11 protein-coding genes are annotated in these 13,410 nt (G+C 56.1%); 5 read left to right on the top strand and 6 right to left on the bottom strand.

Annotated features, from left to right (window positions below; all coding sequences use genetic code 11):
* Positions 1-20: 20 nt before the first annotated feature.
* Complete coding sequence (locus tag FJV47_RS12600; protein ID WP_159613556.1) at positions 21-1,445, bottom strand: CitMHS family transporter; 1,425 nt, start codon at positions 1,443-1,445, stop codon at positions 21-23.
* A gap of 186 nt (positions 1,446-1,631) precedes the next feature.
* Between FJV47_RS12600 and FJV47_RS12595 the strand changes: the two genes are divergently transcribed.
* A complete protein-coding gene (locus tag FJV47_RS12595; protein ID WP_159613554.1) occupies positions 1,632-3,326 on the top strand; it encodes an ATP-binding protein in 1,695 nt (564 codons plus the stop codon).
* The gene (locus tag FJV47_RS12590) at positions 3,323-3,994 is read left to right on the top strand and encodes a response regulator (protein ID WP_159613552.1); all 672 of its coding nucleotides are present in this window, start codon (positions 3,323-3,325) and stop codon (positions 3,992-3,994) included. The genes FJV47_RS12595 and FJV47_RS12590 overlap by 4 nt, the downstream gene beginning before the upstream one ends.
* A 9-nt stretch (positions 3,995-4,003) precedes the next feature.
* Here the strand turns inward: FJV47_RS12590 and FJV47_RS12585 are convergent, their stop codons facing one another.
* Positions 4,004-4,798: an aminoglycoside 3'-phosphotransferase gene (locus FJV47_RS12585; protein ID WP_235026452.1), complete on the bottom strand. Its 795-nt coding sequence runs from the start codon at positions 4,796-4,798 to the stop codon at positions 4,004-4,006.
* A gap of 76 nt (positions 4,799-4,874) precedes the next feature.
* Here FJV47_RS12585 and FJV47_RS12580 point away from each other — a divergent pair, with 76 nt between their 5' ends.
* The 3 genes from FJV47_RS12580 (at position 4,875) to FJV47_RS12570 (ending at position 7,929) form a co-directional block, all read left to right on the top strand.
* Positions 4,875-6,485 carry an alkaline phosphatase gene (locus FJV47_RS12580; protein WP_159613550.1) on the top strand — a complete coding sequence of 537 codons (1,611 nt, stop codon included), beginning with the start codon at positions 4,875-4,877 and terminating at the stop codon, positions 6,483-6,485.
* Positions 6,486-7,189: 704 nt separating this feature from the next.
* Positions 7,190-7,687 carry a hypothetical protein gene (locus FJV47_RS12575; RefSeq protein ID WP_159613548.1) on the top strand — a complete coding sequence of 166 codons (498 nt, stop codon included), beginning with the start codon at positions 7,190-7,192 and terminating at the stop codon, positions 7,685-7,687.
* 8 nt (positions 7,688-7,695) lie between these two features.
* The gene (locus FJV47_RS12570; protein ID WP_159613546.1) at positions 7,696-7,929 is read left to right on the top strand and encodes a hypothetical protein; all 234 of its coding nucleotides are present in this window, start codon (positions 7,696-7,698) and stop codon (positions 7,927-7,929) included.
* A gap of 930 nt (positions 7,930-8,859) precedes the next feature.
* Here FJV47_RS12570 and FJV47_RS12565 read toward each other — a convergent pair.
* The 4 genes from FJV47_RS12565 to FJV47_RS12550 all read right to left on the bottom strand — a co-directional run bounded on the left by FJV47_RS12565 (position 8,860) and on the right by FJV47_RS12550 (position 13,220).
* Positions 8,860-10,146, bottom strand: a complete 1,287-nt coding sequence (locus FJV47_RS12565) for an aspartate kinase (RefSeq protein ID WP_159613544.1) — start codon at positions 10,144-10,146, stop codon at positions 8,860-8,862.
* 205 nt (positions 10,147-10,351) lie between these two features.
* Entirely contained in the window at positions 10,352-10,903 is a 552-nt protein-coding gene (locus FJV47_RS12560; RefSeq protein ID WP_159613542.1) for a hypothetical protein, read from the bottom strand.
* 132 nt (positions 10,904-11,035) lie between these two features.
* On the bottom strand, positions 11,036-11,512 hold the full coding sequence (locus tag FJV47_RS12555) for a MarR family winged helix-turn-helix transcriptional regulator (RefSeq protein WP_159613540.1): 477 nt from the start codon (positions 11,510-11,512) through the stop codon (positions 11,036-11,038).
* A 10-nt stretch (positions 11,513-11,522) separates the two neighbouring features.
* Positions 11,523-13,220, bottom strand: coding sequence for an MFS transporter (locus tag FJV47_RS12550; protein ID WP_159613538.1), 1,698 nt, complete (start codon positions 13,218-13,220; stop codon positions 11,523-11,525).
* Between the last annotated feature and the right edge of the window lie 190 nt (positions 13,221-13,410).

The following is a 13,410-nucleotide window of genomic DNA, read 5'->3' as shown; positions in this document are numbered from 1 at the left end:
CTAAAAATGTTTTGCGGGCTTTAGCCCATGGAGATAGCTCCGAACACTACGCCAGTTGCGAGCATGACCAGTGATACCACCAAGGCACGCCACAGAACCTTCTTGTGGTGATCACCCAGGTCCACGCGGGCCAGCGAGACCAGCAGCAAGATTGCTGGAACCAGTGGGGACTGCATGTGTACTGGCTGGCCAGTGATCGAAGCGCGAGCCATATCAACTGCTGGAACTCCGAAGTGTGCACCAGCTTCGGTGAGCACTGGCAGGATGCCGAAGTAGAAGGCGTCGTTGCTCATCAAGAAGGTGGCCGGGATGGAGATCAAGCCGGTGATCACTGCCATGTATGGGCCCATGGAGTCAGGGATGATGTCGACCAACCACTGGCTCATGGCATCAACCATGCCGGTGCCCGAGAGCACACCGGTCAGTACTGCAGCACCGAGCACCATGGAGACCACAGCGATGATTTCACTGGAATGTCCGGCGATCATTTTCACCTGGTCGGAAACCTTAGGGAAGTTCACGACCAGAGCGATCGCTGTACCCACCATGAACAGGTAGGACAGTGGCAGTACGTCAACTACCAGCAGCACCATGATGGCTACCGTGAGCACCAAGTTGAAGTAGAAAGTCTTCGGGCGCAGGGTGTCGCGGTTCGGGTCTAGTACGGTGCCGTTCATGGTGGCAGCTTCTGTGCCGTCGCCCTTGCGACCTACAGCTTCAAGTACGGCGAGGTGGCCACCAGCAGGGGAGGTGCCTTCTGGTGAAGAGCTGCCCGATGGGGAGGTGATGTTGCCGCCACCGAATTCGGTGCCCCACAGTTCAGGGCGTTCACGCTGTAGGCGGCGACGTTCGGCCACGCCCATCTGCCATGCGAACAGGGCAATAACTACCAGTGCGACACCCAAAGAAGGGAGCATTGGGACGAAGACGTCCGCTGCTTCAACCTTCAGAGCGGCAGCCGCTCGAGCGGTTGGGCCGCCCCAAGGAACGATGTTCAGCGTACCGTTGGTCAAACCGGCCACACAGGTCAGCACCACGGGGCTCAGACCCAGACGCTGGTAGATCGGCAGTAAGGCTGCGGTGACCACGATGAAGGTCGTGGAGCCATCGCCATCCAGTGAAATGACGGAGGTGAGTAGGGCGGTGCCCAGAACAACCTTGGCTGGGTCATTGCCAACCAGCTTTTGAATGCCAGCGACCAGGCGGTCGAAGAGTCCAACATCGATCATGATGCCGAAGTACATGATGGCAAACATCAGCAGTGCTGCGGTGCCGGACATGTCCTTGATGGAGTCCATGATCATGTCGCCCAGACCGAAACCAGCGCCGGTGAATAGGCCGAAGATGGTGGGGACGAGAATCAATGCCAGAAGTGGCGTCATGCGTTTGGTCATGATCAGCGCCATAAAGGTAGCGACCATGAGGAATCCGAGTGCAACTAGCATTGCCCCGACCTCCATTTCGGTGAGTGTACGTCGTTGTGGCACCCAAAGTCTTCAGGGCACCCATTCAAGGTACGTGGCTTGGCTCACGTTGCGCGCCTTGTGCTGTTTATTGAACGCTTCTGTTCATAACCATCTTTTTGCTCATTAAAATCGCGTTGAGCTTGCAGTGCGTCTAAGCTGGGTGGCATGTTCCGTTCTGGCCCGCGCTCGAGGCACTTCGCATCGCGCATCATGCGTTTGCAGTTCCTCGTCGTTGGCGTTCTCATCGTCCTGGTCACCGCGGGAACGCTTTATGCCAGTTATGACCGCGTGTATTCGCGGGCCGAAGACACCTCGTTGACTATTGCTAGGTCTATTGCGGTGCTCCCGGAGGTTGTTGAGGATGTCACTCGGTATGCGGCTATCGAGAACCTCGATGAAAACGAGCTGGCCAAGGGGAGGCTGCAAAAGCTGGCCAACGCCGTAGTGGCACAGAAGCAAGCATCTTTTGTGGTCATTACCGAGGATCGTGGACTGCGCTTGAGCCATCCGAATCCGGAGGAAATCGGTAAGATGGTGTCCACCGACCCGGTGGGATTGGACGGTATCGAAGCAGTATCCAGGGAACACGGAACCCTGGGTGAATCGGTACGTGCCAAGGTCCCGGTTCGAAATGCCACCGGCCAAGTGATCGGGGAAGTTTCCGTGGGTGTGCCCACCCAGTCGCTGACCGGCGCCCTCTTAGAATCTTTTAGCTGGATCGTGCTGCTGGCCTTGTTGGCCGGGGGATTGGCAGTGGTTGCCGGGCAGATCACCGTGCGTAGGCTCAAGCGCCAAACCTTGGGATTAGAGCCCACGGAAATTGCGCAGTTGGTGCGAGATCAGCAGGCAGTGCTCTACGGTGTCACCGAAGGTGTGATGGGTATTGGTCCGGATCGACGGATTACCGTGCGCAATAAGGCCGCCCGCCAGCTCTTAGGTCTGCCGCATCGCACCGAAATACAAGATGTGGTGGGCCGTCACTTCGAGTCGGCGGGGCTGGACTCGCGGCTGGTTAAGGCCATCAAGGAACGAGATCCCGCTCCTGTGCGTCTGGAAGCCAATGGCAATTCTTTGATTGCTCGAGTGAATGAAGTGAACCGTGACGGGATGTATTTAGGGCAGGTCGTTCTACTCAACGACGTCACGACCATTGAAGCTTTGGGCACCAAATTGGATGCGGTGCAGGACATGGCTGATGCCCTGCGCGCCCAACGCCACGAATTTGCTAACCGCATGCACGCGGTACTTGGGTTGATTGATCTGGGCAAGATCGAGCAGGCTGAAGCCTATTTGCGTGAGGTCATGGAGACCGGGCCGAAGATTGCGCAGGTGCCTGGGCTGGAAGCTATCCAGGATGCTTATCTTTCGGCGTTCATCTCAGCTAAGGCCGTGCGTGCTCATGAACAGGGCATTGAGCTTCGAGTGTCGAGCCAGTCGATGCTGTTCGGTCAGATTGCCTCCGCACACGACGCCCAAGACGCCACCGCGGTGCTGGGCAATCTTCTGGATAACGCCTTCACCGCCGCCCTGAGGGGCGAAGGCAAACCCTGGGTGGAAATAGACTTGCTCTCCGAAGCGACCACTTTGCACCTTGCGGTGGCGGATTCCGGCCCGGGCATCACCACCAGCGAAGATATTTTCGCGCGTGATGTCAGTACTGGTTCCCATCTGGGCAATGAACACGGCCGGGGAGTGGGATTGCCGCTGATCAAGCGGCTGGCGCAGGCACGCAGCGGAGATGTCTGGATTGCTGATCCGGGCAGCGGCGGCGATGGCGCAGTTTTTGCCGCCCGGCTGCCAGCGGTGCTGGTTGAACCAACCGCACCCGAGAACAACGAGATCGAAGGAGCAAAGCCGTGAGCGAGACCGCTACCGGAAACTACCAGGTCATGATCGTCGACGATGACTTTCGTGTTGGCGCCCTCCACGCAGAGATGGTCAATTCCATCCCGGGGTTCCAGGCTTTGGAACCAGTCCAGGATCCTCGCATGGTGCCCAAGCTCGTGAGCACGCTCAAGCCCGACCTGCTGCTCCTGGACCTGTATTTGCCGCATGTCAGCGGCATTGAGCTGCTGCGTGAATTGGATGTGGACGCCATTATGATCTCGGCGGCCACCGAGCCGAAGAATATCGCCAATGCCATCCGCCATGGGGCGCTGGCATTTATCATCAAGCCTTTTGACGCCAAAACGCTCAGTGCCAAGCTCAAGGGCTGGGCCCGGTATCGGCGGCAGCTGACCGGGGTGACGGAGTTCAACCAGCAGGGAGTCGACCGGCTCTTCCGGGCTCTGCAAGGTGGCGAGGAAGCCGCCCCGGCGGTTGGTGCCGCTCCTACCGAGCAGGCAGTGCTCAGCTGCGTGAAGGAAGCCTCGGAGCCGATGAGCGTGGCCGAGGTGGCAGAAGCCGTGGGTGTCGCCCGGGCAACGGCACAGCGCTATCTGGCGGCGCTGGTGGCCAACGATTCCTTGGAACTCCAGTTGGGCTATGGCACCCGGGGACGCCCGGAGCACCGCTACGTGGCACGCTAGAAACCCCTGTCAGGTGGCATCCCAGATGCGCCGGTAGAAGGCGATCTTTTCCTCGTCAGGATCCATTCCGTAACCGGCATATACGCATTGCTCATAGCCGGGACCATAGTTCCATTCGGTGCTCCAGGCGGCGATGGCAAGATCAGCCCACCGGTCCGCGACCCCCAACTTGCCCAGGTCAACGTGGGCGAAGAAGTCGCCGTTCGCATCCAGTTGCGTATTGGGCAGGCAAGCATCGCCGTGGCACACCACAGCATCTATCGGCGGGGCATCGGCGAGCAATGCGGATTGCTGGCCGTTGGGAAGGGAAGCGATGCGGGAGGAGAGGTCCCAGCTGAACGGGCACGACCCTGCCGGCAGCGAATCATGCAGCTGCCTCAGTCCCTGGCCGACGGCATAAGCTGAACGCTCCGGGTCGTTCTTGCTCCGATCGCTCACAGCGCTGGATCCCGGCAATGCCGCGGTGAGCAGCAACTGGCCTTCGGAGTACTCCTGGAAGGACAACACCTCGGGGACGAGTATGTAGCTTCCGGCCCACCGCAGGCGTTGGGCCTCGGATCGAAGATCGATCTCCGGGTGGATTATCGGGCCCGGCGACCATTTGGCGTAGCGGGTATCGGCTCCTTGTCCGATGCGGAACGTCGCCCCGCCCAGGGCGTTGAGCCACACGCCCTCGATGGCTTCGGTGCCGGCCGCTAAGCGCACCGCTTCCGGGATCGGGAAGTCGGCGGGAGGCGGGCCGGAGTTGACTCGTTCATCGCTCATTGAACCAGTATGCCAGCAGCTAGACGGGATGCTGGGCAACCGAGTCCGCGAGGTTTTTCTTCATGTTCATCTCGGTGCCATAAGCTGGCTAAGCACGGGCACCACAGTGGAAGACATGACTAATATTTCGCGTCGAAACCTGCTCACCGGAGCCTTGAGTGCCGGAGCGCTCGGCCTTGTCGGCCCTACCGGTGCCGCGTTGGCCTCCGGCAGCCCACGCCTGGTCCGCTCCCGCTTGGGACTGACCAGCGGATTCTCCATGGGAGATGTATCCACCAATAGCGCGGTGCTCTGGGCCCGCAGTTCTGGTGAAGGACGTTTGCGTGCCCAGTTGCGTGCCGTGGATGAAGCCGGTCAGATTATTCGCGGGCGAGGATCCTTCGTCCGCACCCTGCGCGGGGCTCATGCCTCGGAGGCGACGGACTTCACCGCAAAGATTAATGCCGCTCAGCTGCCGGCTGGTACTCGTTTCTCGGTCAGCATTGGCTTTGAAGATGAGAACGGAACTATCGGCGAAACCACTACTGGCTCCTTCGCCACGGCGCCTGCAGAAACCGGCCGTCGCAACCATGACGCATCCCGCGCCCAAAGCTTCGTGTGGTCTGGGGATACCGCCGGCCAGGGCTGGGGCATTAATGAGGAGATCGGTGGCATGCGCGCCTACGTCGCGATGCACGCCACCAAGCCCGACTTCTTTGTTCACAGCGGCGACACGATCTACGCCGACGGTCCGATCCTTGCCGAGGTTGAGGAAGCGGACGGCCAGATCTGGCGCAACCTGGTGACCGAGGAAGTCTCCAAGGTCGCCGAAACCCTGGACGAGTACCGTGGTCGCCATCGCTACAACATGATGGACGCGAATGTTCGAGCGATGTACGCCGAAGTTCCAGTCATTGCCCAATGGGACGACCATGAAACCCACAACAACTGGTGGCCGGGTGAGGCCATCACCGATGAGCGCTACACCGTACGTGACATCAATACCCTCGCAGCTCGTGGGCGCCAGGCCTGGCAGGAATACCAACCGATTGCTAACCCTCGGGCCATGAGTGGTGGTACCGGGTTCGAGGCGGCTCGAATCTACCGCAAGATCTCCCGCGGTCCAGCCTTGGATCTTTTTGCGTTGGATATGCGTACATTCAAGTCGGAAAACACCGATGGCAAGGAAAGCAAGGAAACTGCGATCCTCGGCGAAGAGCAACTGAACTGGTTGGTTGACGAGCTGTCCAAATCCAAGGCCACCTGGAAAGTGATTCTGAACGATCTGCCTTTGGGCATTATCGTGCCCGATGGCAAGGCGCAGGAATCCATCGCCAATGCCGATCACGGTGCACCACTTGGCCGCGAATTGGAACTGGCGCGACTGCTCAAAGCCATTAAGGACAAGGGAATCAAGAACGTCGTTTTCTTGACCGCTGATGTGCACTACTGCGCCGCCCACCACTACTCACCGGAACGAGCCGCTTTCAGCGACTTCAACGAGTTCTGGGAATTCGTGGCAGGCCCGGTCAATGCCGGATCCTTTGGTCCAAACCAGATGGATGGGACCTTCGGACCCAAGGTGGAGTTCGCTTTGGCCGGTACGGTCTCCAACCAGTCGCCGCGTGATGGCAAGAGCCAGTTCTTCGGACATGTTGATCTGGATGAACAGGATATGTTCACCGTCAGCCTGCGCAATGGGCTGGGCGAGACGGTCTACTCCAAGACTTTGGAGCCGGTGAAATAGCCGGAAGCCGGAAGAAAAAGCTCATGCCTGCGGCGCTGGAAAATCCAGTGCCGCAGGCATGATCTTTAGTGGGGGTCTTCGAAACTTTGAAATACGGTATGAAACTGGCGCGGGAAATTTGCTCAGATGGATTCGGAGTGTGCGAATCATGCCGGGTTTTGTGCCGTTTCTTGTTGAAAGAATGGATAGCATTCCCAAGCTGTATCCCAGTAGTCGACGCCCGAGCAGGGAACTATGTCTTAGAGCGCCTAGCCCGAAAAAGTCGATCCACCCGCGTGCGCGGTCCTGCCAATAAAACTGAACGTCTGCAAAGAAACCCTGCGCCGGCAGGACCGCTAAACCCAAGCTGATGCGGGTGAACGTTCCGGACCGCGTGGTGAAGAACTCGCCTAAAATAAAGCACGCAAGCTAAGGACAATGACCTTGAAGAAGCCAATGGCATCATGAAAGAGTTGGCAATTTTCTTTGCAAGATCGTCAGGACTGTCATGACATGATCCACGATCTACGTGGACAAAGTCGCTGAATTCGCACGATTGGCGAAGCTCAAGGCATCTCAGCGCAGGCGGTGCACTAAGCGACACACAAGGTGCACGAGCCAGTCCGTCTAGGATCCTACAAAAGTATGATGTACATAATTCGCTATGGGCTGTAGGTTCGTTAACGATGGTTAACCTAAATATTATGTTGTAAGGACGCTTATTGATGAACAACTTTTTGAAACGTTCATTAGCGGTAGTTGTGGCTGTTGCTTTCGTGTCGACCGTTAGCTTCTCAGCAACTGCTGCTCAGCCCGTAGTTCCCCCTGTGTCGGTTTCGACTTTTTCATCAGCCTCCGAACTGAAAGATGTTGACGATTTAACTCAAGATCTCGCTAATTTGGGTGATGGGCAGACATACGTCTATATGTCACCAGATGGGCATGAATTCAACATCACTAAGAACGGAAAAAACTTCCAAGTTGCAGAAAAGTCGACGATTGCAAAGCCGGCTGCTTCAATGTGCGCGAATACTTGGGCTGCAATCATTTCGGGAATCGGTGCTGTTGGCCTAGCAGCACTAGCGGCTGCCGCGACGATGGCCAGTGGGGGAACCATATTAATTGCAGGGGCCTCTTTTAGTGCTTCGCAGCTCGGCGCACTCGCTGCTCTAGCGGGATCGTATTCTGCTCTTCAAACTTACTTCGATTCTAAGTTCTGTTAGGAGTTGAGATGACGACCTACGTCAGATTCACACTATCCGGGGCAACGGTAGGCTCTGCAGGAATGCTTATTCTTTGGGGAATTTTTGGTATCCCCGAAACACTCGAATGCCAGTTGCTGAGTCTAGCAAACATGCTTGTGCCTGGCGCATTCGGATTCTATGCAGCCCACCTGACCTCAATGAACGAAGTTGCACTGTCCAAAACTATAGGCTTCGGCGAAAAAGTGTTGGAGGTAGCGTAGATGTCTCTTGTTTCAGCTCTAGCAATAATCTGTATGGCAACATTTAGTATATTGGCTTTCACAGCTAGTCAAAGTCTTCGCGCATCACCACAAGAAGATCATGACATGCGAAATTTCCGTGTGCGCATAGGGGTCGCAATCGTAGTGGGAATTCTAGGCGTATCCCTACTTCTGGTTAACGCTTTAACCTAACAATTCTCCCTGTGTCTCTATTCGGCTCAACGTAGTAACGAAACAAAAACTGAGCGGACGCATGTTTGTAGATCAGTACCCACCACATGGGCGGTGGGCACTGATCTATTTATCGCTCCCTGAATTTATGATCATGCCACTCCCATCATTGGCTAGACAGGGCAAGGAACCATGCCGAGGGTGGTTGGCCCACAGTCTCTAAGATTGTCTTTTAGGAACTGTCAACAACAGGCACCGGACCGGGCCAGCGGGCAACTAGCACCCTCGTGCAGCGTGCCATCAAGTGCATGATGCTGGTGTAGCCGCGCGGGGACGCACCGCAGAGACCGAAAGTGAAGAGCTAATCTCGAGGATGGCGATGTTGCCTGATACATTGCATGGTTCTCTGTCCTGGGAACCAGATGTTCAGCTGGTGTTGCATATGTCGATTAACGTTGCGACGAAAATGGATGTTGTGGTCCAGCAAGGCGCTTAGTCCTTGGCATTGTGTACCTATTGAAGACACCAGTGGGTTTGTTGCATTGTTATTTTCTGGAGAGTCCTGATTTGAGCACGCATGGCTCGGAGAAGGTGGAGCAGGAATCTGTAATGTTCTGTGGGAGCGTACGCAAATCGCCCGACTGGATGATTCCAGTCGGGCGTATGCAAGATCTAACATGCGAATGCTAGCCTACTACCACTGCAACGACGGTTAGAAACGTCAGTGCCGCAGGCATGAGCTTTAGCGGGGCTGTGCGCCTAGCGGCCGGTGCCGCCGTACACGGTGGCTTCCACATCGGTGTCCAGATCGAATGCGGTGTGGATGGCACGAACCGCGTCGTTGAGCCTGTCGGCGTCGGTGACCACCGAGATGCGAATTTCGGAAGTGGAGATCATATCCACGTTCACTCCAGCGCTGTGTAGAGCTTCGAAGAACGTGAAAGAAACGCCTGGGTTCGAGCGCATGCCGGCGCCGATCAGCGAAAGCTTACCGACCTCGTCATTGTGCTCAATGTCCTCAAAGCCGATCTCACCCTGTGCCGTGGTCAACGCGCCGAGAACATTTTTAGTTTCGGTCATTGGCAAGGTGAAGGAAATGTCGGTCTTACCGGAACCTCGGGTAGAGATGTTCTGGACGATCATGTCGATATTGGCCTGGGCTGCGGCGATGACGCCGAAGATCTGGGCTGCCTTGCCGGGGATATCCGGCACACCAATAACGGTGACCTTGGCTTCGGAGTGGTCGTGGGCGACACCTGAGATGATTGGCTGTTCCAAGGGTTCTCCCTCTTGAATTTTGATTTTGTCGTCGGGGTTCGGGAGCACCCAAGTGCCCTCGTGAGTGCTGAATGAAGAGCGAACATGCAGTGGCACACCAAAGCGGCGAGCGTACTCTACACAACGCAGGTGCAGGATCTTCGAGCCGCTAGCGGCCATTTCCAGCATTTCTTCGCTGGTGATTTTCTCGATCTTCTTGGCCGAAGCGACCACGCGTGGGTCAGCGGTGTAAATACCGTCAACGTCGGTGTAGATTTCGCAGACATCTGCACCCAATGCGGCGGCCAGTGCCACTGCGGTGGTATCAGAGCCACCGCGACCCATGGTGGTGATGTTGTTGGATTCCTTGCTCATGCCTTGGAAGCCGGCAACGATAGCGATGAATCCACGATCGATGGCCTTGCGCACGCGCTGAGGTGAAACCTCCATAATGCGGGCTTTGCCGTGGCTTGAGTCGGTGATCAGTCCAGCCTGGGAGCCGGTGAACGAAGCGGCCTGTTCACCAAACTGGTTGATGGCCATCGCGAGCAGAGACATAGAGATGCGTTCGCCAGCGGAGAGCAGCATATCCATTTCGCGGGCTGGAGCATCGTCGGTGAGCTGACCAGCTAGATCCAGCAGGTCATCAGTGGTGTCGCCCATTGCTGAGACGACAACTACGACATCGTGGCCCTGGGACTTGGTGTCAATAATTCGACGCGCCACACGTTTGATGCCTTCGGCATCCGATACTGACGAACCGCCAAATTTTTGAACAATTAGGCCCATGGGCACTCACTCCACCTGTTTGAAAGCTGTGCCTGACGTTGCGGTCATCACGGACAGAAACCGATCGGTTTCTCCTTGATGGCACAACGCAAGACATCTACCAAATAAATATTGTGACAGCTACAGGCCAACTTCTCCTACTTGTGACGGTAAACATTGGTCATATTGCCTAGAAACTTTCACGGCAGCTGTTGAAAATCGCTGGCTATTTCTTGAATTCGGCCAACATTTGTCGCCAAAAGCTCTTCCAATCAGACAGCTGATCAGGAGTCTTAGCCTTAGTAACGTTAATGGCAACCGACGATTTGTCCCCCTTAAGCCCAATGTCTACTTGGGTCTTGGTTTCGTCGTTAAAGCTAGCTCGCCAGTATCTCCACCGTTCAGAACCGCTGGTTCGTGCTGGAGCATCCAAGCGTTGCCCATTGAATGATTCAAGGTTTTCGACGCAGGCTATCCACTTGGCTAGGGCTGCGTCTAAGTCATCGTTTGTGGTGGTACTGACCGAACCTTGAAAGGTTCCATCCTGAGCTTGACCGGGAAGCCGTCGTCCGATTTCTTGTTCAAAGGCAACGGCTACAGACTGCGCCCACCAGCCCGGGTTCTGCAATGAGTCAGGCATGTGAGAGAAGGCGAGATCGGCGATTTGCTTATGTGTCATCTCGCTGGCTTTGGCGTCCTTTAGGGTCGTACTCCATCGGTCCCATGTAATTCCGGTGGCGTTGGCGATGGCGCCGGTATTGCTGCTCTTGATTCCCATAATTGAAGTTTAGGCATGTTGGCAGGAATCGGCAGGAATCAGGACAAAAAGCTCGGGTGCCGCGGAATATCCGTGGCACCCGAGCTTTCGCACCGTGCTTATTCACTGATTCGGCGGCCGATTCTTGGCCGGTTAGATCGCTTGGATTTCTAGGTTCAACCTACCTAGAAGATGCACCAATGTATCCAAGTCCTGATCTTCCCAGTTGGTCATGCGAGAGCGAAGTTCCCCTCGCCACTGTTCAAACCCACTGTGCCAACGTTCCCTGGCCAATTCGGTAGGAAGCAGATCGAATGCCCTGCGATCCTCGGTGTTCACCTCTCGGACAATTAGATTCAACTGTCCAAGTTTAGAAATCATGCGTGAGAGTGTCGCCTTATCGATCAAGATCCTGTCGCAGATCTCGGATTGAGTTATTCGTCCGTGGCGCAAGATGAGTCCGAGCACCGGCAAATATCCCGGCGTGAGCTGCCCGTCAAGGCGCACTGCCAATTCTCGTTTGAATCGCGAGGTTACTGCGAGCAGAGAGAACAGCTCTTGCTCGGCCATGGAATAGCGGTCAGCGCGTTCCTGGCCGCACGAATCCGCCTCCGAATTGATGACATCCACTGGAATGCTCCTAGTTATCTGCCGACTTTTGAGCTGTGGGGGACGCGGTGCTATTTGCCTCGACCTTCATAGGCTCAGTTTCGATACTCTTTGCATCAGCGGTGACGCCAGCGCTGTTCAAGGTAGTTTCGGCTTCAACTTCCTGCAGACGTTCAGAGGCGTTCTGCGTGGTCAATGACTGGTTAGGGATCAGGCACACGGCGATTACCACTAGCAGCGACAAAGGAGCGGCGAAAGCGAACAGTGAAGGTACCGCATCACCGTAGATGGATTCAAAGATTACTCGCACTGGTTCTGGCAGGGTGGAGACGGTTGGCAGATTCCCCGAAGAGAGCATCTGCGCAATGGCCTGTCCCTTTTCGCCCAGCGATCCAATGGCTTGCATCAAATCAGCCTGACGGTCAGCAATCATATCGGGGATAGTGGCGGCCAAGATGGCTCCCAGACCCGCGGTACCTGCGGTACCGCCCAAGGTGCGGAAGAAGTTGACCGAAGATGAGGCAACTCCTAGTTCCTTGATGTCCACGGAGTTCTGTACAACAAGCACCATGTTCTGCATGACCAAGCCCATGCCAGCACCCAGGATGAACATGAAGGAAGCGACCACAGCGTAGTTGGTGTCGTAGTGGATTGTTCCCAGCAGGAACAGGCCAATGACGATCAGCACCGAGCCGGTAACTACTAGGGCCTTCCACTTACCGGTGCGCGAGATGATCGCACCACCGATGGTGGAGATGACCAGCAGACCACCCATGAGTGGGAAGGTCATCAGACCGGCCATGGTGGCCGATGCGCCACGAGCCATGATCATGTACTGACTCAGGAAGACTGAGGTGCCGAACATGGACACACCAACAGCCAGCGATGCGATCACTGCGAAGGTGAAGGTGCGGTTCTTGAACAGCGACATGTTCAGCAGCGGCTCGGAAGATTTGATCTCAACCACGATGAATGTGGCGATCAGTACCACTGCGCCAATAACCATCAGCAAGCTGGTGGTCGAAGCCCATTCGAATTCAGATCCGCCCAAGGACATCCAGATCAACAGCAAGGACACGCCACCGGAGAGCAAGACGATACCCCAGTAGTCGATCTTGACCTTGCGCTTAGCGATAGCTGGCAGGTGCAAGGTGCGTTGGATTAGTGCCACCGCTGCGATAGCAAAAGGCAGTGCAATGAAGAAGTTCCAGCGCCAGTTGATGGTGTCGGTGACAAAACCACCGATCAATGGACCGCCCACGGTACCAATGGCCATGACGGCACCAAATAGGCCCATGTACTTACCGCGTTCGCGTGGAGAGAGGAAGTCGGCCATGACAATTTGAGCCAGGGCACCAACTCCACCACCGGCTAGACCCTGGATGACGCGCATGGCGATGAGGAAGCTGGTGGTCTGCGAGAAACCAGCTGCTGCCGAGGCGAGTACGAAGATCGCCAAGGAGATCTGCAGCAGCAGTTTGCGGTTGCCGAGGTCGGCAAGCTTGCCCCAAATGGGGGTGGAAATGGTAGTGGCCAACAAGGTGGCGGTGACTACCCAGGTGTACGAGGTCTGACTACCGTGCAGATCGGAAACGATCACGGGTAGCGAACTGGATACGACGGTGTTGGCCAGGATGGAGACGAACATACCCATGAGAATGCCGGTGAGGGCTGTGAGGATTTCTCGGTGTGTCATCTTCACCTTGACGACCGGTGCGGTGTCGGTCATTAAAGCTCCAAAGAAAAGGGTCGACAAAGATCGCCGAATGGTTGATTTATATCAACCATACGCTGATGGTTGATGTTTATCAACTATGCGTGTTCCATCGCACAACTATGCATTGGCTGGTTCATAACAAAAACCTCGCACCTCCCGAGGATGTCGGGAAATGCGAGGTTCGTGGTGAAAACTTCGGCTG

The organism is Glutamicibacter sp. JC586 (assembly GCF_009805585.1).
Taxonomy (GTDB): domain Bacteria; phylum Actinomycetota; class Actinomycetes; order Actinomycetales; family Micrococcaceae; genus Glutamicibacter.
This window is presented reverse-complemented; position numbering and strand designations above follow the sequence as displayed.